The organism is Streptomyces sp. NPDC059455 (assembly GCF_042750115.1).
GTDB lineage: Bacteria > Actinomycetota > Actinomycetes > Streptomycetales > Streptomycetaceae > Streptomyces > Streptomyces endocoffeicus.
Genome location: NZ_JBHYVB010000016.1, coordinates 24,596 through 46,191, shown reverse-complemented (window position 1 = coordinate 46,191; position 21,596 = coordinate 24,596). Strand labels below are relative to the sequence as shown.

Sequence of the window (21,596 nt, the reverse complement as noted above, 5' to 3'; positions counted from 1 at the left end):
ATGACACGCGGCGGGAGCACGGCCCGGACGGGAATTCCCGAGGACAGTGGACTCGACGACCGCGTGCCCTTCCTAGCTCGGCTGGAGCGCGAAGAGCGCTCCGCTCTGCTCGCTCTGGGCAGGGTACTCGACTTCTCCCCCCGGACGTCGATCATCCACCAGAACGAGCCCTCGTCCCACATCCTGCTGATCCTGCGCGGCTGGACCAAGGTCACCGCCTCCGCCGCCAACGGCTACGAGGCGCTTCTCGCACTGCGCGGCCCCGGCGACATCATCGGCGAGTCATCCGCCCTCACCGGCCGGCCGCGCTCGGCGACGGTCACCGCCCTGGAGCGCGTCGAGGCCGTGGCGGTCGAGCACGAGCGCTTCCGACTCTTCCTGGAGCACTCCCCGGAAGCCTCGCTGACCTTACTCACCTTGACCAGCGACCGGATGCGCGCCGCCGACCGCCGCCGCCTCGACTTCGCCTCGCTGACCGTGCGGGAGCGCTTCGCGGTCCTGCTCCTCGACCTCGCCAGGTCCCATGGACGACGTACCGACAAGGGCATCGAGCTGGCCGTACCGCTCAGCAAGCAGGAGCTCGCGGGGTCCATCGGGGCCTCCCGCGAAATGGTGCAGCGGCTCCTCAAGGAGCTGCGGGAGCGCCAGGTCGTGCTGACCGGGCGCAAGGCCCTGGTGATCCTCCAACCGGACATCCTGCGAAAGGTCGCCCGATCGGGCTGAGCCGCTCGGGCCGGCCCGCGGACGCTTTGTGTGTACGCGGTCACAGTCCGACTGCGTCATCCGCCCTCACTCCCACCTCGCCAACCGCGCGACGCTGCCGTCGGACCAGGCGACCGAGTGGAGGCGATCATGACCCATCCCGTCAACCGAACGATCCTGCTCTTCGACATCGAGCGGTACAGCGACCGAGATGACGTGGAGCAGGCATATCTGCGCCGCATGCTCTACGACATCGCCGACCGCACCCTGGCGGCGGCCGGTGTCGAGGAGACCAAGCGGCTCCGGGCCGACCGCGGCGACTCCGTCATGGAGCTCATCGACGCGGACGCCTCGCCCATCGCGCTGCTACGGTCCCTGCTCACCGAGGCCCCGGCACAGCTGCGCACCGTCAACCGGATGGCGTCCAGCAGCGCCCAGATCCGGCTGAGGTCGGTCCTGGCCACCGGGTTCGTGGCCATCGACGGCCAGGGCGGCTGGGTCGGCTCCGACCTCAACCACGCCTGTCGGCTGCTGGACGCGAAGCTGCTGCGCGCCGCGCTGCGCGAGCGGACAGACGACTTCGCGCTCTGTGTCTCCGATTCCATCCACCAGGGCATCGTCCGGCACGGGCATCCCGGGATCGCCCCGGAGGAGTTCCATCCGGTCACCCTGGAGAGCAAGAACGGACCGCTGGGCGCGTGGCTGCACGGGCCGCTGCCGAAGACGATCTCGCCGGACGCCGCTCCGTCCGCCGATCCGGCCGCCGATCCGGCCCCGGGTCAGGACGCGGCAGCGCCTGCCGCCCCGGCACCGGCCGCGGGTCCGGCGTCCCAGGGGCCCGGCGCCACCTTCCACTTCGCCGGAGGCACCCCGTCCTTCGGCGGCAGCCTCGTCGCGGGCGACCAGCACGGCGTATCCGGCGGCACCGTCCACGGCGATGTGCACCTCGGCGGCACGGACCAGGGCGGTACGCGATGAGCGCGGCCGAGGCCCCGGCACCGGAGCGCGCCGGGGAACCGGCACCGCCCGATACCGCCGCGCCACAGGACCCCTCGGCGGTGGCGGCCGAGCCCGAGGAGCGGCCCCAGGAGGCCCGGGCGGCCCGCCGCGAACTGTACGACCACGCCCCGGAGTTCATGTTCAAGGCGGCGGCCTCCTTCGGCGGTTCGCTGGTCGGCGGCAGCCAGCACGGGGTGTCCGGCGGCCGGGTCGACGGCGATGTGTTCATGGGCGGCAAGACCGAGAGCCACCACTACTACGGCTCGGCGGGGCCCGTGCACGCCTCCGGTGAGATCCCCGCCGAGGAGATCGAGGGCCTCGCCGCGGTCTTCGAGGAGAGCGGCTCCTTCGCCACCGCCCTGGACCGCCTCCGCGGCGACCGGATCGTCGTGCTGACCGGTGCCCACTCGACCGGCCGCCGCGCCGCCGCGCTGATGCTGCTGCACCGCCTGGGCATCACCACCGTTCGCGCGCTCGACGCCGAGACGCCGCCCGCCGCCCTCCGCGACCAGCTGGGCAACGCCCCCGGCCATGTGCTGTGCGATCTGGCCCTGAGCCGGGGCAAGCCGCTGAAGTACAACCATCTGCTGGCCGTCCAGGACGAGCTCCGCAAGCGGAACGGCCACATGGTGATCACCCTCGAATCCACCGCCGCCCTCACCGGCATCGCCCCCGTCCCCTGGGAGCCGCCCTCCGCCGCGGCCGTGCTGCGCGCCCATCTCCGCCACCATGTGGGCGAAGGGTCCGCCGTCGGACGGCTGCTGGGCCTCAGCCCGGTGCGCGACTTCCTCGCCCATGCCCATCAGCTGTGGGAGGTGCGCGGCTTCGCCGAGGAGGTCGCCGCGTACGACAGGGGGTCCGGGAGCCTGGAGGCGCTGGCCGCCTTCAGCCGCGCCAGTGTGGAGGAGCAGGTCCGGCAGTGGTTCGGGAACGAGCAGCTGTCCCTGCGCGACAAGGCCTTCCTGATATCGCTCGCGGTCTTCGACCAGGCCCCGTACCCGCTGGCCGCCGAACTCGCCGACCAGCTGTACGTCCTGCTCCAGGAGACCGAGGACCCCGCGCGGACCCCGGAGATCCCGGTCTTCGGCCCGGCCATCGCCGACCGGCTCCAACTCGCCCGCGCCTGCGGCTACGAGGAGTACGAGAGCACCGAATGGGGCCAGGTGCCCCAGTTCGTGGCCCGGTTCCAGGACGACCGCATCGCCCGCACCCTGCTGGAGGAGGTGTGGACGGGCCATCCGTCCGCGCGTCCGGCGCTGATCCACTGGATCCAGCGGCTGGCCCGGGACGGCCGTCCCGTGGTGCGCACCCGGGCCGCCGCCACCGCCGCGATGCTCACCGCCGCCGACCTGCCGTCGGCCATGGCGCTGCTCATCGACGGCTGGGCCACCGCCCGTGGCTACGCGCCCCGGCTGATCGCGGCCAACACCCTCACCCTCAGCCATCTCCTGGGCGCGCCCGCGGTCCCCCGCATCCTCAGCCAGTGGTGTCTGGACGACCATCCCGCCCGCCGCTGGACGGCGGTACGGGCCTATGCGCTGCTCGTGCCGCTGCGGCCGGAGCAGACCGGGCAGGCACTGGACGCGATCGCCGCCCGTATCCGCCTCGACGAGAGCGACGAACGCGAACGGAACCATTTCATCCAGTCCACCGCGCTGCTGCTGTCCGCGGGCGACCGCAGGGCCGCCCTCACCGAGCTGGGCCACTTCCTGGAGGACGCCCCGCCGGTACGCGTCCTCGTCCTCTCCGCCTTCCTGACCGCGTGCGACTCCCAGGAGGACGGGCTGCTGGCGTGGTTCGCCGAGGACGAGGACCGGACGCCGTCCGGCATCGGCGCGCTCGCCGGCCTGTGGCGCGCCGCCCTCACCGACCCCGCCCACACCAAGGCCGCACTCAACGCGCTGCGCTCATGGGTGTACGAGGCCGATCGGCACCCGTCCGCCGAGGAAGCCCTCACCGCGCTGCTCCCGGCCCTGGCCGTCACCGCGCAGGACGCCGCCCGCCTCAGCCATCTGCTGCGCACCCTGCCCGGTGAACGCGGCGGGCCGCCGCCAGAGGCCGCGGCCCGGCTGCTGTCCGCCCTCCCGCCCCGCTGAACGATCTGTTGATCTCTTGAGGAGTTGACCTCATGGCGGACTTCCGCCGTCAGCCCGAATGGCAACAACAAGCCGACCGCCACTCCCATCTGATCGACCCCGTACTGGCCGTCCGTCCGATGGCACGGTTCGAGTACATGGCCCGCCGACCGGCGGTCGCGATCGATCACGCCCTCGTCTTCGTGACGGCCAAGGGCGCCTATGACACTTACATCCCACCGCACCGGCCGAGCCGTTCCGACGCCGCGAGCCGCCGCTACACCGCCGTGTACGAGGTGGACATGGGCACCCATCCCGTCGCGCTCGACCTCGAACTCCCCAGTGAGGACGACGCGTTCTCCTTCGGAGTCACCGCCGAGCTCACCTGGCGGGTCGCCGATCCGGCGCGCTTCGTGGCCAGCGGCGAGCGCGATGTGCCGACCCGGCTGAACCGGGAGTTCCAGCACCTCGCCCGCCCGGTCAGCCGCGGCTTCGCCATCGAGAACAGCGCCTGGGCCGAACAGGCCGTACAGCGCGCCGTCGACAGCGGCGCCTTCGCGACGAGCGTCGGCCTGGACACCACCTGTGTGGTGCGGCTCCGGCCGGACGAAGCGGCGATCGCCCACCGCAAGCAGCTGCGCGAGATCCGGTACGCGGGCGAAGTCCTGGACCCGCAGCATGAGCTGGAGCTGCGGCGGCAGCACCAGCAACACCAACTGGAGGTCCTGCGGACCCAGCAGGAGCAGGAGCTCAACGCACAGAAGATCAACTTCTATCAGTACCACCTCCAGCACGGCGGCGTCGCCGCCTGGGCGCTCCATCTGGCCCAGCATCCGGAGGACTCCCGGCTGGTGATGGAGAGCATGCGGGCGGATCAGCTCGAGCTGATCAAGAGCCAGCTGAGGGTGGCCACCGAGCTCCTCAAGGGAGAAGGCGTCGAGGACTACCAGAAGGAGGAGCCCCGGCGGCTCGCGCTCCAGGTGGTCAACGACATCCTCAACCAGCGGCTCCCGGGGGTGGCCGAGCCCTCGGCGTACGGTCCGCCGCCGGGGGAAGAGGGCGCCGCGCTGCCGCCTCCGGTCCCGCCGGTGCCGCCTGTGCCACCGATGCCGCCCACGCCTCCGGCCGCCGCCGCACCCCCGGTGGAGTCGGCACCCTCGGTGGAGTCGGCACCCTCGGCCCCGGCAGAACCGCCGGACGGCGCGGAGTACCCCCGATGACCTCCGCCGATGGCGCTCCCGGGGCCACGGACGTCGAGGCCGCCGAGCGGCTGCTGGGCGATCTGCGGGCCGAGATCGCCCGCGCCGACGGCAAGGCGGCGGTCCTGGTCGCGGCGCTCGGTATGACGGCAGGGATCATCACCGGTCTGCTCGCCAACAGCGTCTGGGCACCCGGCGATCTCTCCACCGTCGGCTCCCTCGCCTGGTGGGCCGGGATATTCGCCTTCGCGCTGGCCCTGTTCGCCCTGCTCATGACCGTCTTGCCGCGCTATGGCGGCACCGCCTGGACGCCGGGGCAGCCGCTCGCCTACTTCAGCGACATCCAGCGCGCCGCCCGGCTCGGCCGCCTGGCGACCGCCCTCGACGACACCGCCCGCGCCCCGGTCTCGGGGCTGCTGGCCGCATTGACCGAGACCAGCCGTATCGCCACCGTCAAGCACCAGTGGATCCGCACCGGGCTGATCGCCTTCTGCTGCGGCGCCGTGCTGCTTCCCGGGGCGGTCCTGGCGGGCTGACGCTCACTTCTTCCCGAGGAAACGCGATGACTGAACCGTCAGAGCCGCGCTACCCGCAGACACCGCAGTACCCGCAGACCCCTCCGCCCGCCTACCCACAGGCACCGCGCTACCCGCACACACCCCCGCCCGCCTACCCGCGAACACCGACGACGCCGCCCACGTACCCCGCGCCCCCGAACCCACAACCACAACCACAACCACAACCGGCGTACCCGCCCCAGCCGCCCCAGCCGCCACCCGCGCACCCTCATGAGATGCGGTTCACGCAGCGTCGCAGGCACATATCCGAGTACCAGCGCGGTGCCGACGCCACCGCGATAGGCGGCCTGCTGCTCCATGTGCCGAACTTCCTCGGCAGCCTGCTGGTGGTCGGACTGGTGTCGCTGTGCTTCGGCACCGCCGGACTGCTGCTGGTACTCGCCTGGCTGGCCAGCGGCGCGCTGGTCTTCCACCGCCCCACCGAGCGAGCCCTCGCCCGGTACGTTCTCAAGCTGCGTCCGCCCACCCCTCAGGAGCTGGCCAGGCTCGCCCCGGTGTGGTGGGAAGTGCTCACGCGGGCGGGTATCGAGGAGCACACCTACGAGCTGTGGGTCGAGGACAGCGATGAGCTGAACGCCGTCGCGGCGGCCGGGCACATCGTCGGTGTCACCCGCTTCGCGCTGGAGCGGCTGCCCTCCGGACAGCTCGCCGCCGTCCTGGCACATGAGCTGGGCCACCACGTCGGCGGACACAGCTGGTCGGGCCTGCTCGGCTACTGGTACGCACTCCCCGGCCGGATCGCCTGGCGGATCACGCAGCTTCTGGCGTACGTCATCTTCCGGGTGTCCAGCGCCTTCTCCTGCCTCGGCGGCCTCATCGTGCTGACCGTCTTCGGGATCGTCGCCTTCGTGACGGTCAGCGCGCTCTACGGGCTGCCGCTGCTGCTGCCCGTCATCCCGTATCTGATGGCCGCCGTGAGCCGGCGGGCGGAGCTGCACGCCGACCGTCAGGCCGCGGCACTGGACTTCGCGCCGATGCTGGCCGAGGTGCTGTGGCGGATGCATATGGCGCAGGAGCAGACCAAGGCGGTCGCGGCGGCCGCGGGCCGGCCGGTGCCCAAGGAGAGCCCGCTCGCCCGGCTGCTCTCCTCCCATCCCGACCACCACACCCGGCTGCACCATCTGACCCCCTACCTCCCGCCGCGGCCGCACCACCCTCAGCCCCCCGGCTGAGCCTCCCGGAAACGCCGCAGGGCGGCCACCCCACCAAGGGGGTGACCGCCCTGCGAGCGGATCGGGGCTTACTGGTTGTACGGACCGTAGTCGTAGTCCTCCAGCGGAACCGCCTGGCCGGAGCCCGTGCCGAAGGGCGAGTAGTCGATGTCGTCGTAACCGACGGCCGAGTACATCGCGGCCTTCGCCTCCTCGGTCGGCTCGACCCGGATGTTGCGGTAGCGGGACAGGCCCGTACCGGCCGGGATGAGCTTACCGATGATCACGTTCTCCTTGAGGCCGATCAGGGAGTCCGACTTGGCGTTGATCGCCGCGTCGGTGAGCACCCGGGTCGTCTCCTGGAAGGACGCCGCCGACAGCCAGGACTCGGTCGCCAGCGAGGCCTTGGTGATACCCATCAGCTGCGGACGGCCGGAGGCCGGGTGGCCGCCTTCCTGGACCACACGACGGTTCTCACCCTCGAAGCGCGAGCGCTCCACGAGCTCGCCCGGCAGCAGCTCCGCGTCGCCGGACTCGATGATCGTCACACGGCGCAGCATCTGCCGGATGATGATCTCGATGTGCTTGTCGTGGATCGACACACCCTGCGAGTTGTAGACCTTCTGGACCTCGCCCACCAGGTGCACCTGGACGGCGCGCTGGCCGAGGATGCGCAGCACGTCGTGCGGGTTGACGGCACCCACGGTCAGCGGCTGGCCGACCTCGACGTGGTCGCCCTCGCCCACCAGCAGACGGGACCGCTTGGAGACGCCGTAGGCCGTCTCGTCGGAGCCGTCGTCGGGGGTGACGACGAGCTTCTTGGTCTTCTCGGTCTCCTCGATCCGGACGCGGCCGGCCGCCTCCGAGATCGGGGCGACGCCCTTGGGCGTACGGGCCTCGAAGAGCTCGACAACACGCGGCAGACCCTGGGTGATGTCGTCACCGGCCACACCACCGGTGTGGAAGGTACGCATCGTCAGCTGGGTGCCGGGCTCACCGATGGACTGGGCGGCGATGATGCCGACCGCCTCACCGATGTCCACCAGCTTGCCGGTCGCCAGCGAGCGGCCGTAGCACATGGCGCAGGTGCCGACGGCGGACTCGCAGGTGAGCACCGAGCGGGTCTTGACCGTCTCCACGTTGTGGCGGACCAGCTCGTCGATGAGCACATCGCCCAGGTCGGTACCGGCCGGGGCCAGGACCTTCCCGTCCACGACGATGTCCTCGGCGAGGCAGCGCGCGTACACGCTGGTCTCGACGTCCTCCGTCTTGCGGAGCACGCCGTCCGCGCCCTTGGATGCGATCGCCAGCTTGAGGCCGCGGTCGGTGCCGCAGTCCTCCTCGCGGATGATCACGTCCTGCGAGACGTCCACCAGACGACGGGTCAGGTAACCCGAGTCGGCGGTACGCAGGGCGGTGTCGGCGAGACCCTTACGGGCACCGTGGGTGGAGATGAAGTACTCCAGCACGGAGAGACCCTCACGGAACGACGCCTTGATGGGCCGCGGGATGGTCTCGTTCTTCGCGTTGGACACCAGACCACGCATACCGGCGATCTGACGCATCTGCATCATGTTTCCGCGCGCGCCCGAGTTGACCATCATGAAGATCGGGTTGGTCTTCGGGAAGTTCGCGTTCATCGCCTCGGCGACCTCGTTGGTCGCCTTGGTCCAGATCGCGATCAGCTCCTGGGTGCGCTCGTCCTTGGTGATCAGACCGCGCTCGTACTGCTTCTGGACCTTCTCGTCCTGCGCCTCGTAGCCCGTGATGATGTTCTTCTTGGCCTCGGGCACGACGATGTCGGAGATGGCGACGGTGACACCGGAGCGGGTGGCCCAGTGGAAACCGGCCGCCTTCAGGTTGTCCAGCGTCGCCGCGACGATGACCTTGGGGTAGCGCTCGGCGAGGTCGTTGACGATCTCGGAGAGCTGCTTCTTGCCCACCGAGTAGTCGACGAACGGGTAGTCCTCGGGCAGCAGCTCGTTGAAGAGCGCGCGGCCCAGCGTGGTGCGCAGCCGGAAGCTGTCACCGGGCTGCCAGACACCGCCTCCGACACCGTCGTCCCCTTCCTCCGCCACCGGCGGGGTCCAGCCACGGGGCGGGACGGTGCCGATCGGGAAGCGGATGTCGATCTTCGCCTGGAGCGAGAGCTCCCGGGCGTCGAACGCCATGATCGCCTCGGCGGTGGAGCCGAAGAAACGGTCCTCGCCGATGACCTCGCGCTCCTCCTCATCGGTGGTGAGGAAGAACAGGCCCAGCACCATGTCCTGGGTCGGCATGGTCACCGGACGGCCGTCGGCCGGCTTGAGGATGTTGTTCGAGGACAGCATCAGGATGCGGGCCTCGGCCTGCGCCTCCGCGGACAGCGGCAGGTGCACGGCCATCTGGTCACCGTCGAAGTCCGCGTTGAACGCGGTGCAGACGAGCGGGTGAATCTGAATGGCCTTGCCCTCGACCAGCTGCGGCTCGAACGCCTGGATACCGAGGCGGTGCAGGGTCGGCGCACGGTTCAGCAGCACCGGGTGCTCGGCGATGACCTCTTCGAGCACGTCGTACACGACCGTGCGGCCGCGCTCGACCATGCGCTTCGCCGACTTGATGTTCTGCGCGTGGTTCAGGTCCACCAGGCGCTTCATCACGAACGGCTTGAAGAGCTCCAGCGCCATGGCCTTGGGCAGACCACACTGGTGCAGCTTGAGCTGCGGGCCGACGACGATGACCGAACGGGCCGAGTAGTCGACACGCTTACCGAGCAGGTTCTGACGGAACCGGCCCTGCTTACCCTTCAGCATGTCGCTGAGGGACTTCAGCGGACGGTTACCGGGGCCGGTGACCGGGCGGCCACGGCGGCCGTTGTCGAAGAGGGCGTCAACAGCCTCCTGAAGCATGCGCTTCTCGTTGTTGACGATGATCTCGGGGGCACCGAGGTCAAGGAGCCTCTTCAGCCGGTTGTTCCGGTTGATCACACGGCGGTACAGGTCGTTCAGGTCGGAGGTCGCGAAGCGGCCACCGTCCAGCTGCACCATCGGACGCAGGTCCGGCGGGATCACCGGGATGCAGTCCAGCACCATGCCGTTGGGGCTGTTCCGGGTCTGCAGGAAGGCGGAGACGACCTTCAGGCGCTTGAGCGCACGGGTCTTCTTCTGGCCCTTGCCGGTCCGGATGATCTCGCGGAGCTTCTCGGCCTCCTCATCGAGGTCGAAGGACTCCAGGCGCTTCTGCAGCGCCGCGGCGCCCATGCCGCCCATGAAGTACGTGCCGAAGCGGTCACGCAGCTCGCGGTAGAGCAGCTCATCACCCTCCAGGTCCTGGACCTTGAGGTTCTTGAAGCGGTTCCACACCTCGTCGAGACGGTCGATCTCGCGCTGGGCGCGGTCGCGCAGCTGCTTCATCTCGCGCTCGGCGCCCTCGCGCACCTTACGGCGCACATCGGCCTTGGCGCCCTCGGCCTCGAGCTCGGCGAGGTCCGCCTCCAGCTTCTTGGCGCGGGCCTCGAGGTCCGCGTCGCGGCGCTGCTCGATCTGCTGACGCTCGACGGAGACATGGGCCTCCAGCGAGGGCAGGTCGCGCGTGCGGCGCTCCTCGTCCACCCACGTGATCATGTAGGCGGCGAAGTAGATGACCTTCTCGAGGTCCTTCGGGGCGAGGTCGAGCAGGTAGCCCAGACGGCTGGGCACGCCCTTGAAGTACCAGATGTGGGTGACGGGAGCGGCCAGCTCGATGTGGCCCATCCGCTCACGGCGCACCTTGGCGCGGGTGACCTCGACACCGCAGCGCTCACAGATGATGCCCTTGAAGCGGACGCGCTTGTACTTCCCGCAGTAGCACTCCCAGTCCCGGGTCGGACCGAAGATCTTCTCGCAGAAGAGTCCGTCCTTTTCGGGCTTGAGGGTGCGGTAGTTGATGGTTTCCGGCTTCTTGACCTCACCGTGGGACCACTGACGGATGTCATCAGCGGTGGCGAGGCCGATCCGCAGCTCGTCGAAGAAGTTGACGTCGAGCACTTGTCGTCAATCCCTCTTTCAGGGTCGTGTCTTCGGGTCTGACTGGGGGTCCGGGGAGAGGCCGGGACGCTCTGTGGCGAGTGCCCCGGCCAGACCCGTCAGACCTCTTCGACGCTGCTCGGCTCGCGCCGGGACAGGTCGATACCGAGCTCCTCCGCAGCGCGGAAGACGTCCTCGTCGGTGTCGCGCATCTCGATGGACATGCCGTCGGACGACAGCACCTCCACGTTGAGGCACAGGGACTGCATCTCCTTGATGAGCACCTTGAAGGACTCGGGGATGCCGGGCTCGGGAATGTTCTCGCCCTTGACGATGGCCTCGTAGACCTTCACGCGGCCGGTCACGTCGTCGGACTTGATGGTCAGCAGCTCCTGGAGGGCGTACGCGGCGCCGTAAGCCTCCAGCGCCCACACCTCCATCTCGCCGAATCGCTGGCCACCGAACTGAGCCTTACCGCCCAGCGGCTGCTGGGTGATCATCGAGTACGGACCGGTGGACCGGGCGTGCAGCTTGTCGTCCACCAGGTGGTGCAGCTTGAGGATGTACATGTAGCCGACCGAGATCGGGTCCGGGAACGGCTCACCGGAGCGGCCGTCGAACAGCCGGGCCTTACCGGACGACTGGACCAGGCGGTCGCCGTCGCGGTTCGGGATCGTCGAATCGAAGAGACCGGCGATCTCGTCCTCACGGGCGCCGTCGAAGACCGGGGTCGCGACGTTGGTACCGGGCTGGACCTCGTCGGCACCGATCGCCTGCAGCCGCTGCATCCACTCCTCGGAGCCCTCGACCTTCCAGCCCCGGGAGGCCAGCCAGCCGAGGTGGATCTCCAGGACCTGCCCCGGGTTCATTCGGGACGGGACACCCAGCGGGTTGAGGATGATGTCGACCGGGGTGCCGTCCTCCAGGAACGGCATGTCCTCGACCGGAAGGATCTTGGAGATGACGCCCTTGTTGCCGTGACGGCCGGCGAGCTTGTCACCGTCGGTGATCTTGCGCTTCTGCGCCACGTAGACGCGGACCAGCTGGTTCACGCCCGGCGGGAGCTCGTCGCCCTCCTCGCGGTCGAAGACGCGCACGCCGATGACCTTGCCGATCTCGCCGTGCGGCACCTTCAGCGAGGTGTCACGGACCTCACGGGCCTTCTCACCGAAGATCGCGCGCAGCAGGCGCTCCTCCGGGGTCAGCTCGGTCTCACCCTTCGGGGTGACCTTGCCGACCAGGATGTCGCCGGCCACGACCTCGGCGCCGATGCGGATGATGCCGCGCTCGTCGAGGTCGGCCAGGACCTCCTCGGAGACGTTCGGGATGTCCCGGGTGATCTCCTCGGGGCCCAGCTTGGTGTCCCGGGCGTCGACCTCGTGCTCCTCGATGTGGATCGAGGAGAGGACGTCGTCCTGCACCAGACGCTGGCTGAGGATGATCGCGTCCTCGTAGTTGTGACCCTCCCACGGCATGAACGCCACCAGGAGGTTCTTGCCGAGCGCCATCTCGCCGTCCTCGGTGGACGGACCGTCGGCCAGCACCTGGCCGGCGACCACCCGGGCGCCCTCGTCCACGACGACCTTCTGGTTGAAGGAGGTGCCCTGGTTGGAGCGGGAGAACTTGGCCACCCGGTAGGTGGTGTAGGTGCCGTCGTCGTTGGCCACCGTCACGTAGTCGGCGGAGACCTCCTGGACGACACCGTCCTTCTCGGCCTTGATGACGTCGCCGGCGTCGACCGCGCAGCGGTACTCCATGCCGGTGCCGACCAGCGGGGACTCCGCCTTGATCAGCGGCACGGCCTGGCGCATCATGTTCGAGCCCATGAGCGCGCGGTTGGCGTCGTCGTGCTCCAGGAACGGGATCATCGCGGTCGCGACCGACACCATCTGGCGCGGCGAGACGTCCATGTAGTCGACGTCGTCACCGGGGATGTAGTCGACCTCACCGCCACGGCGGCGGACCAGGACGCGGTTCTCGGCGAAGTGCAGATCGTCCGTCAGCGGCGCGTTGGCCTGCGCGATGACGAAGCGGTCCTCCTCGTCGGCCGTCAGGTAGTGCACCTCGTCGGTGACGACACCGTCGACCACCTTGCGGTACGGGGTCTCGATGAAACCGAACGCGTTGACCCGGCCGTACGAGGCGAGCGAGCCGATCAGACCGATGTTCGGGCCTTCGGGCGTCTCGATCGGGCACATGCGGCCGTAGTGCGAGGGGTGCACGTCACGGACCTCGAAGCCCGCCCGCTCACGGGAGAGACCACCGGGGCCGAGCGCGTTCAGACGGCGCTTGTGGGTCAGACCCGACAGCGGGTTCGTCTGGTCCATGAACTGCGACAGCTGGCTGGTGCCGAAGAACTCCTTGATGGAGGCGACGACCGGCCGGATGTTGATCAGGGTCTGCGGCGTGATCGCCTCGACGTCCTGAGTGGTCATGCGCTCGCGGACGACGCGCTCCATACGCGCCAGACCCGTGCGGACCTGGTTCTGGATCAGCTCGCCGACGTTACGGATACGGCGGTTGCCGAAGTGGTCGATGTCGTCGGTCTCGACGACCACGGACTGGCCGTTGTCCCCGACGGTCTCGGTCTCACCGGCGTGCAGCTTCACCAGGTACTTGATCGAGGCGATGACGTCCTCGACCGTCAGGACGCCCGCGTCCAGCGGAGCGGCCGAACCCAGCTTCTTGTTGACCTTGTAACGGCCGACCTTCGCCAGGTCGTAGCGCTTCGGGTTGAAGTAGAGGTTCTCCAGCAGCGTCTGCGCGGCCTCCCGCGTGGGGGGCTCGCCCGGGCGCAGCTTGCGGTAGATGTCGAGCAGCGCGTCGTCCTGGCCCTGGGTGTGGTCCTTCTCCAGGGTGGCGCGCATGGACTCGTACTCGCCGAACTCCTCGAGGATCTGCTCGGTGGTCCAGCCGAGCGCCTTCAGGAGGACGGTGACGGACTGCTTGCGCTTGCGGTCGATGCGGACACCGACCATGTCGCGCTTGTCGATCTCCATCTCCAGCCAGGCACCACGGGAGGGGATGACCTTGACCGAGAAGATGTCCTTGTCGGACGTCTTGTCGATGGAGGAGTCGAAGTAGACACCCGGCGAGCGGACCAGCTGCGAGACGACGACACGCTCGGTGCCGTTGATGCAGAAGGTGCCCTTGTCGGTCATGAGCGGGAAGTCGCCCATGAAGACCGTCTGGGACTTGATCTCGCCGGTCTCATTGTTGGTGAACTCGGCCGTGACGAAGAGCGGAGCGGCGTAGGTGAAGTCACGCTCCTTGCACTCGTCGATCGAGTTCTTCGGCGGCTCGAAACGGTGATCACGGAAGGTCAGGGACATCGACCCGGAGAAGTCCTCGATCGGGGAGATCTCCTCGAAGATCTCTTCCAGACCGGACTTGGTGGGGACGTCCTGACCGCTGTCCAGCGCAGCCTCGACGCGAGCCTTCCACGCGGCATTGCCGAGCAGCCAATCGAAGCTCTCGGTCTGCAGCGCGAGGAGGTTCGGAACCTCGAGAGGCTCCTTGATCTTCGCAAAGGAGATGCGCAGCGGGGCGGTGCTGGCGCCATTGTTCGTATTGGCAGTCGAGGCGTTGCGCGAGGCGGCCAAGAGGGGGTCCTTCCGAGGGCTCGGACTCACTACGCGCGTACCGGTCCCACCGAGAGCCCATGGATGAAATCCCTGGTCAGGGATTGTTCATCGGTAGTGCTCGAAGGTAGGTATGCCCCTGGTGACGGGCAGGGAGCAGCTAACAGGCAGCGCAAAGGGTCAGTGTAGCCACTTGGCACACTGATGTCCAGCGCCGAGTTTCTGAGACCGGCAGTGCCAATCTCTCCCTCCGGTGAGGGGCGCGCCCCTCGTTGTCTTCTCACGCCCTGTCGGCAGCCCGCGCTGTCGATGCGCATATCGATACTGCCCGCTTCGCCGACGATCCATGCCTCGGACTTTCGGATCGGTGTGACGTCGCGTCCTGAGAATTGCGCGCTGCGTGCCGTTCGTCAAGGCCCCCCACTCCGGCGAGATCGTCACAGGGCGTGGCGACGGGCAACGAAGATCACCCTACCTCCACAAACCCATAAGGCAATGTAACCGTCACGGGAACGCCGAAGGGCGACCACCCGAACGGGTGATCGCCCCTGGCGTGGAACCGGGCCGCGCCGCCGGTCGTCCTACGGGCGTGTGGTGGCGGGCCGCGAGGTCATCCGACCTCGAGGGGTCACTTGACCTCGACGGAGGCGCCGGCGCCCTTGAGGGACTCGGCGGCCTTCTCGGCGGCGTCCTTGGCGACCTTCTCGAGAACGGGCTTCGGGGCGCCGTCCACGAGGTCCTTGGCCTCCTTCAGGCCCAGGGAGGTCAGCTCACGCACGACCTTGATGACCTGGATCTTCTTGTCGCCGGCGCCGGTGAGAATGACGTCGAACTCGTCCTTCTCCTCCTCGGCCTCGGCACCGGCGCCCGGGGCACCCGGGGCGGCGGCGACGACGGCGGCCGGGGCGGCGGCGGTGACGTCGAACTTCTCCTCGAAGGCCTTCACGAACTCGGAGAGCTCGATGAGGGTCATCTCCTCGAACTGCGCGAGCAGGTCGTCCTGGCTGAGCTTCGCCATGATGGCGGTCCTTCCACTAATTCGGCAGGTGGTGCCGGATGTACATGTCGGCGGGCTTCCGGGCCCGCTGCGACCGGGGCCTGATTACTCGGCGGCCTCGGCCTCGGCGGGAGCCGGGGTGTCGGCACCGCCCTGCTCGGCCTGCTTCTGCCGGAGCGCCTCGGCGGTCCGGACGAACTTCGACAGCGGGGCCTGGAAGAGCGCGGCAGCCTGGGACTGCTTGGCCTTCATCGCACCCGCCAGCTTGGCGAGCAGCACCTCGCGGGACTCGAGGTCCGCGAGCTTCTTGATCTCGTCGGCGGACAGCGCCTTGCCATCAAGGACACCGCCCTTGATGACGAGAGCGGGGTTGTCCTTGGCGAAGTCACGGAGACCCTTCGCCGCCTCGACCGGATCACCGGTCACGAAGGCGACGGCCGACGAACCCGCGAACAGGTCGTCGAGCTGGTTGATCCCGGCCTCGTTGGCCGCGATCTTGGTCAGCGTGTTCTTCACCACACGGTACTGAGCGTTCTCACCGAGCGAACGGCGCAGCTCCTTCAGCTGCGCGACGGTGAGACCGGTGTACGCGGTTACGAGAGCCGCGTTGGAGTTACGGAACTTCTCCCGCATCTCGTCGACGGCTGCGACCTTGTCAGGACTCGCCATGAGCCTCGGCCTCCTTCCGGGTGATGAGGACCGCTTCGGTCTGAAGGAAGGAGACTGAGACAATGCGAAAACGCCCCGGCGCAGGCGCTCGGGGCGTAACTCGACCGGCACGGACCCACGGCCCGTTCGGGAGTTCAACCTCAATCACCTACGCAGGTCGCCCGCAGCTAGCGGATCCTTCAGCCACCGGATCCCTTGCGGGAAACGGCGACAACCAGCGGTCTTTGGCTTCTTAAGGAGATTACGCGAACGGGCCGCGGCCAGGCAAATCGGCTCTACTGCTGGAGCATGTCCTGGAAGTCCACGGTGTCCGAGGAGGACGGCTCGGTGACGGTCACGCTGGTGCCGTAGTCCGAGTAGAAGACCGTGGAGTCGTAGGCGCCGCTGTTGCTCTGCGCCTGCTCACGCTTCTTGACCAGCAGGTTTTCCCCGTCCACCCACAGGTCGATGGTCTCGGTGTCCATACCGGAGGACTCCAGCTGCTTCTGCAGGGCGTCCAGGTCCGACTGGCTGAGCTCCTTGGACTGCATCTTGGCGATCTCGGAGACCTTGACCGTGCCCGTGTAGTGGGTGGCCTTGACGCCCTTCACATCCTCGCTGCCCACGGCCTTGACCTTGCCCGTGGCGAGCAGCAGCTCCACCGAGCGCGAGGGGTTGTTGTTCTGCATCTGGTCCTTCAGGAAGGCGCCCGAGGGGCCCGCCTTCTGGGCCAGTACGTCGTAGTCGTACTTCACCCAGTGCTTGCCGCCGCCCGCCTGGGCGGCGAACTGGTCGCCCATGTTCAGGAACATGGCGTCGGGGGTGTACTTGGCGTCCATCGGCTTGCCCGCGATCGGGGAGGAGGCGATGGCGCCACCGTTCTGGGTGATGGACATGTTGGCCCGGATGCCGTTGGCCCAGTCCATGTCGCCGGACATCTGCGAGTTCTGCTCGCCCATCTTGGTGGTGCCCTCGACCTTGGCCGAGTTCTTCTTGTCCGTCTGCTGCGAGGCGAGCTTGAGCGCCGCCAGCGGGCTCATCGCGGACTGCCCGGACTTGTCGCCGCCGGTCTTGTCGCCGGCCTTGTCGTCACCGGACTTCTCGCTCCCGCACGCGGTGAGGCCAACCATCAGAACGAGACTTCCAGCGGCTATCGCCCATCGCGCACCGACATGAGTACCGCGCACGGCTTCCCCCTAGTTTTTATTTCTCTTTTACGTCTTATGCAGGCTGACTCTAGCGGAGGGGGCCGACAACGGAAGACGCCGGGCCCCCGCACCTTCGACGCGGTGCGGGGGCCCGGCGGTTGCACACCATGGTGCGCTGATCAGGGGCTGCCTCAGATGGCGTCTTCCTCGACCAGCAGGTTGCGGGTGCGGTTGGCGTCCAGCGGGATGCCGGGGCCCATCGTGGTGGTCAGGGTCGCCTTCTTGATGTAGCGGCCCTTCGCGGCGGACGGCTTGAGACGGTTGATCTCCTCGAGCGCCGCGGCGTAGTTCTCCACCAGCTTCGTCTCGTCGAACGAGAGCTTGCCGATGATGAAGTGCAGGTTCGAGTGCTTGTCGACGCGGAACTCGATCTTGCCGCCCTTGATCTCCGTGACGGCCTTGGCCACGTCGGGGGTGACGGTGCCGGTCTTCGGGTTCGGCATCAGACCACGCGGACCGAGCACCCGGCCGAGACGGCCGACCTTGCCCATGAGGTCCGGGGTGGCGACGACGGCGTCGAAGTCCAGGCGGCCCTTGGACACCTCGTCGATGAGCTCGTCGGAGCCGACGATGTCGGCGCCCGCGGCCTCCGCGGCCGCAGCACGGTCACCGGTCGCGAAGACCAGGACCCGGGCGGTCTTACCGGTGCCGTGCGGCAGGTTCACGGTGCCGCGGACCATCTGGTCGGCCTTGCGCGGGTCGACGCCCAGGCGCATGGCGACCTCGACGGTCGCGTCGAACTTGGTGGCGGAGGTGTCCTTCGCCAGACGGACGGCCTCGAGCGGGGCGTATGCGCGCTCCCGGTCGATCTTGGCGTCCGCAGCGCGGAGGGTCTTGCTGCGCTTGCTCACTCTTGCTCCTGATGTCTGTGGAGTGCGTGGTCCGGGCCAGCGCTTGGCCCTGCCACAGGTGGCCGCGGGGGCCGTCGGCCCTCGCGCGTGAGGTGTCAGCCCTCGACCGTGATGCCCATGGAGCGGGCGGTGCCGGCGATGATCTTCTCGGCGGCGTCCAGGTCGTTGGCGTTCAGGTCGGGCATCTTGGTGGTGGCGATCTCACGCACCTGGTCGCGGGTGATCTTGGCGACCTTGGTCTTGTGCGGCTCGCCGGAGCCCTTCTCCACGCCCGCGGCCTTGAGGATCAGCTTGGCGGCCGGCGGAGTCTTGGTCACGAAGGTGAAGGAGCGGTCCTCGTAGACCGTGATCTCCACCGGCACGACCATGCCGCGCTGCGACTCGGTCGCGGCGTTGTAGGCCTTGCAGAACTCCATGATGTTGACGCCGTGCTGACCCAGCGCGGGGCCGACCGGCGGGGCCGGGTTCGCGGCGCCGGCCTGGATCTGGAGCTTGATCAGCCCCGTGACCTTCTTCTTCTTGGGAGGCATGCTCTCTCCGGGTCCTAGTGAGAGGGTGTTCGCCTCCGAACCGGATCATCCGGATGGAGGCATACCGCACAACGATAACGGGTATAGCTGTGCGCCTTAAAACCGAGCAGGTCAGACCGGCTGTAGAAGCCCGTCTGACCTGTCGGAAGTTCTGGTGAAGAGACTCAGTTCTGAAAAGACTCAGTTCTTCTGGATCTGGTCGAAGCTCAGCTCGACCGGGGTCTCCCGGCCGAAGATCTCCACCAGGCCCTTGACCTTCTTCGAGTCGGCGTTGATCTCGTTGATCGTCGCCTGCAGGGTCGCGAACGGGCCGTCGGTGACCGTGACCGAGTCGCCCACCTCGAAGTCCAGCACCTGGACCTCGACCTTGCGGCTCGGCGCCGGCACACCGCTCTCCTCGGCGGCGGCCTTGGCGGCCTTCTCCTCGGCCTCGGGGGCGAGCATCTTGACGATCTCGTCCAGGGTCAGCGGGTACGGGTCGTAGGCGTTGCCCACGAAGCCGGTGACGCCCGGAGTGTTGCGGACGACACCCCACGACTCGTTCGTCAGGTCCATCCGGACGAGCACATAGCCGGGCAGCTTGTTCTGCCGGACGTTCTTGCGCTCGCCGTTCTTGATCTGGACGATCTCTTCCTCGGGGACCTCGGCCTGGTAGATGAAGTCCTCGACGTTCAGCGAGACGGCACGCTGCTCCAGGTTGGCCTTCACGCGCTTCTCGTAGCCCGCGTAGGTGTGGATCACGTACCACTCACCGGGCAGCCCGCGCAGCTCCTCGCGGAGCGCCTCGACCGGGTCGACGACCTCGGCCTCGGCCTCAACCTCGGTCTCGACCGCGTCGTCCGCCTGGGCCGCCTCGGTCTCGAGGACGTCCTCGTCCTCGTCCTCGACGTGCAGCGCGTCCTCCTCGGCGGGAACGCCCGCCGCGGCGTCGGCCGCCTCAGCCTGGTCGGAGTCCGCCGCCTCGACGATGTCGAGCTCGTCCTCACGGGACTCGACGGGCTCGGCGGCGTCGTTCACGTTCGGGTCAGACACTGTGGCTGCTTCTTCCTGGCTTCAAAGGGGTGGAACGTGCGAAAGAGGCGACGCCGGGACAGCGGTCGCCTTTCGCGAGGGTCTCAGCCAAAGACGTACTTGATGGCGTTGTTGAACCCATAGTCAATCACGGTCACGATGCCAATCATGATGAGGACGAAAACGATCACCACGCTGGTGTACGTCGACAGCTGGTTGCGCGTCGGCCAGACGACCTTCCGCAGCTCAGCGATGATCTGGCGGTAGAAAAGCGCGAGCCGGCCGAAGGGCCCCTTCTTCGCGCGTTTGCCACCACGACGACCCCGCTTGGTCGTCTCCTCATCCTCGGGACGACCGCTCTCAGGCGTCGCGGTGGAGCCAAGGGCTTCCGTCACTCGTCCTCACCTGAATCCGGGTCGTGGCCGTGCCGCGTCCGGCCCGGCCGCACAGCGGTGCTTGTCCTTGCGTACGCATGCACGCACCCTCATCACAGTGCGTGTAGCAGGGCCGGAGGGACTTGAACCCCCAACCGCTGGTTTTGGAGACCAGTGCTCTACCAATTGAGCTACGACCCTTTGCGGCACTCCCAACCTACCGCATACATCCGGCTGCACGGAGTGTGCGGTCGAATCCGGCTGTTGATCGGCCAACGACGAGTGAGTGTACGTGCTTGACGGCCGGGCGTCGAACGAGAAGCGCGCGAAGTCTCCGCAAACCCGTGTGCCACCCATTTCGCCCGTCTGCGACGATGCATCTATGACCGCTGCTACTCCCCCAGTACAGTCCCCGACCGACCGGCGGGTATCGGCCCGGATCGGCTCGATCTCCGAGTCCGCGACCCTCGCCGTCGACGCCAAGGCCAAGGCCCTCAAGGCCGCGGGCCGTCCGGTGATCGGCTTCGGCGCCGGTGAGCCCGACTTCGCCACGCCCGACTACATCGTCGACGCCGCGGCCGCGGCCTGCCGCGACCCGAAGTACCACCGCTACACCCCGGCCGGCGGCCTCCCCGAGCTCAAGGCCGCGATCGCCGCGAAGACGCTGCGTGACAGCGGGTACGAGGTCGAGGCGGCCCAGATCCTGGTGACCAACGGCGGCAAGCAGGCGATCTACGAGGCGTTCGCCGCGATCCTGGACCCGGGCGACGAGGTCATCGTCCCCGCGCCCTACTGGACCACCTACCCGGAGTCGATCCGGCTGGCCGGCGGTGTCCCGGTGGAGGTCGTCGCCGACGAGACGACCGGCTACCGGGTCTCCGTCGAGCAGCTGGAGGCGGCCCGCACCAAGAACACCAAGGTGCTGCTCTTCGTCTCCCCCTCGAACCCCACCGGCGCGATCTACAGCCGTGAGCAGGTCGAGGCGATCGGCCGCTGGGCCGCCGACAACGGGCTGTGGGTGCTGACCGACGAGATCTACGAGCACCTGGTCTACGGCGACGCCGAGTTCCACTCGCTGCCGGTCGTGGTGCCCCAGCTGCGCGACAAGTGCATCGTGGTCAACGGTGTCGCCAAGACATACGCGATGACCGGCTGGCGGGTGGGCTGGGTCATCGGCCCCAAGGACGTCGTCAAGGCCGCGACCAACCTCCAGTCGCACGCCACCTCCAATGTGAGCAATGTCGCTCAGGTCGCCGCCCTGACCGCCGTCTCGGGCGACCTCGACGCGGTGGCCGCGATGCGCGAGGCGTTCGACCGCCGCCGCCGCACCATCGTGCGGATGCTGAACGAGATCGACGGCGTCGAGTGCCCGGAGCCGGAGGGCGCCTTCTACGTCTACCCCTCGGTCAAGGGGCTGCTCGGCAAGGAGATACGCGGCAAGCGGCCGCGGACCACCGTCGAGCTGGCCGAGATCATCCTGGAGGAGGCCGAGGTCGCGGTGGTGCCGGGCGAGGCGTTCGGCACCCCGGGCTATCTGCGGCTGTCCTACGCGCTGGGCGACGAGGACCTCGCCGAGGGCGTCTCCCGGCTGCAGAAGCTGCTGGGCGAGGCGGCCGCGTAAGGCGCCTGGTTTTCGTACGCACGACTCGAACGCGCGATCCGTAAGGACGACGCGGGAACGGGGGGGGGGGCCCCGGGGGGGGGGACGC

16 protein-coding genes and 1 tRNA gene are annotated in these 21,596 nt (G+C 68.4%); 7 read left to right on the top strand and 10 right to left on the bottom strand.

Annotated elements, in window-relative coordinates:
• The 6 genes from ACFXB5_RS08120 (at position 1) to ACFXB5_RS08095 (ending at position 6,725) form a co-directional block, all read left to right on the top strand.
• Positions 1 to 723: a Crp/Fnr family transcriptional regulator gene (locus ACFXB5_RS08120; RefSeq protein ID WP_385203954.1), complete on the top strand. Its 723-nt coding sequence runs from the start codon at positions 1 to 3 to the stop codon at positions 721 to 723.
• 129 nt (positions 724 to 852) lie between these two features.
• Positions 853 to 1,680: a hypothetical protein gene (locus tag ACFXB5_RS08115; protein WP_385203952.1), complete on the top strand. Its 828-nt coding sequence runs from the start codon at positions 853 to 855 to the stop codon at positions 1,678 to 1,680.
• On the top strand, positions 1,677 to 3,797 hold the full coding sequence (locus tag ACFXB5_RS08110) for a hypothetical protein (RefSeq protein ID WP_385203950.1): 2,121 nt from the start codon (positions 1,677 to 1,679) through the stop codon (positions 3,795 to 3,797). Before ACFXB5_RS08115 ends, ACFXB5_RS08110 begins: the two co-directional genes overlap by 4 nt.
• Before the next feature lie 32 nt (positions 3,798 to 3,829).
• Positions 3,830 to 4,996, top strand: coding sequence for a PE-PGRS family protein (locus ACFXB5_RS08105; protein ID WP_385203947.1), 1,167 nt, complete (start codon positions 3,830 to 3,832; stop codon positions 4,994 to 4,996).
• Positions 4,993 to 5,511 carry a Pycsar system effector family protein gene (locus ACFXB5_RS08100; protein WP_385203944.1) on the top strand — a complete coding sequence of 173 codons (519 nt, stop codon included), beginning with the start codon at positions 4,993 to 4,995 and terminating at the stop codon, positions 5,509 to 5,511. The genes ACFXB5_RS08105 and ACFXB5_RS08100 overlap by 4 nt, the downstream gene beginning before the upstream one ends.
• 257 nt (positions 5,512 to 5,768) lie before the next feature.
• The gene (locus ACFXB5_RS08095; RefSeq protein ID WP_385203941.1) at positions 5,769 to 6,725 is read left to right on the top strand and encodes a M48 family metalloprotease; all 957 of its coding nucleotides are present in this window, start codon (positions 5,769 to 5,771) and stop codon (positions 6,723 to 6,725) included.
• Between the two features lie 68 nt (positions 6,726 to 6,793).
• Here ACFXB5_RS08095 and ACFXB5_RS08090 read toward each other — a convergent pair whose 3' ends face one another.
• From ACFXB5_RS08090 to ACFXB5_RS08045, 10 genes are all read right to left on the bottom strand, one after another.
• Complete coding sequence (locus ACFXB5_RS08090) at positions 6,794 to 10,708, bottom strand: DNA-directed RNA polymerase subunit beta' (protein WP_385203938.1); 3,915 nt, start codon at positions 10,706 to 10,708, stop codon at positions 6,794 to 6,796.
• A gap of 98 nt (positions 10,709 to 10,806) precedes the next feature.
• Positions 10,807 to 14,289 (bottom strand): DNA-directed RNA polymerase subunit beta, encoded by a 3,483-nt coding sequence (rpoB, locus tag ACFXB5_RS08085; protein ID WP_201851642.1) that lies wholly within the window; start codon positions 14,287 to 14,289, stop codon positions 10,807 to 10,809.
• A gap of 607 nt (positions 14,290 to 14,896) precedes the next feature.
• Complete coding sequence (rplL, locus tag ACFXB5_RS08080) at positions 14,897 to 15,286, bottom strand: 50S ribosomal protein L7/L12 (protein WP_201851640.1); 390 nt, start codon at positions 15,284 to 15,286, stop codon at positions 14,897 to 14,899.
• 84 nt (positions 15,287 to 15,370) lie between these two features.
• Entirely contained in the window at positions 15,371 to 15,934 is a 564-nt protein-coding gene (gene rplJ / locus ACFXB5_RS08075; RefSeq protein ID WP_037952871.1) for a 50S ribosomal protein L10, read from the bottom strand.
• Positions 15,935 to 16,209: 275 nt separating this feature from the next.
• A complete protein-coding gene (locus ACFXB5_RS08070) occupies positions 16,210 to 17,043 on the bottom strand; it encodes a hypothetical protein (protein WP_385203934.1) in 834 nt (277 codons plus the stop codon).
• A gap of 209 nt (positions 17,044 to 17,252) precedes the next feature.
• Entirely contained in the window at positions 17,253 to 17,972 is a 720-nt protein-coding gene (gene rplA, locus ACFXB5_RS08065) for a 50S ribosomal protein L1 (protein WP_201851638.1), read from the bottom strand.
• Between the two features lie 95 nt (positions 17,973 to 18,067).
• A complete protein-coding gene (gene rplK / locus ACFXB5_RS08060) occupies positions 18,068 to 18,502 on the bottom strand; it encodes a 50S ribosomal protein L11 (protein WP_020869305.1) in 435 nt (144 codons plus the stop codon).
• 180 nt (positions 18,503 to 18,682) lie between these two features.
• Complete coding sequence (gene nusG / locus ACFXB5_RS08055; RefSeq protein WP_385203931.1) at positions 18,683 to 19,534, bottom strand: transcription termination/antitermination protein NusG; 852 nt, start codon at positions 19,532 to 19,534, stop codon at positions 18,683 to 18,685.
• A gap of 83 nt (positions 19,535 to 19,617) precedes the next feature.
• Positions 19,618 to 19,908 (bottom strand): preprotein translocase subunit SecE, encoded by a 291-nt coding sequence (secE, locus tag ACFXB5_RS08050; RefSeq protein ID WP_385203928.1) that lies wholly within the window; start codon positions 19,906 to 19,908, stop codon positions 19,618 to 19,620.
• A 107-nt stretch (positions 19,909 to 20,015) separates the two neighbouring features.
• Positions 20,016 to 20,088, bottom strand: a tRNA-Trp gene (locus ACFXB5_RS08045).
• A gap of 181 nt (positions 20,089 to 20,269) precedes the next feature.
• Here ACFXB5_RS08045 and ACFXB5_RS08040 point away from each other — a divergent pair.
• Entirely contained in the window at positions 20,270 to 21,508 is a 1,239-nt protein-coding gene (locus tag ACFXB5_RS08040) for a pyridoxal phosphate-dependent aminotransferase (RefSeq protein ID WP_385203925.1), read from the top strand.
• Positions 21,509 to 21,596 lie beyond the last annotated feature (88 nt).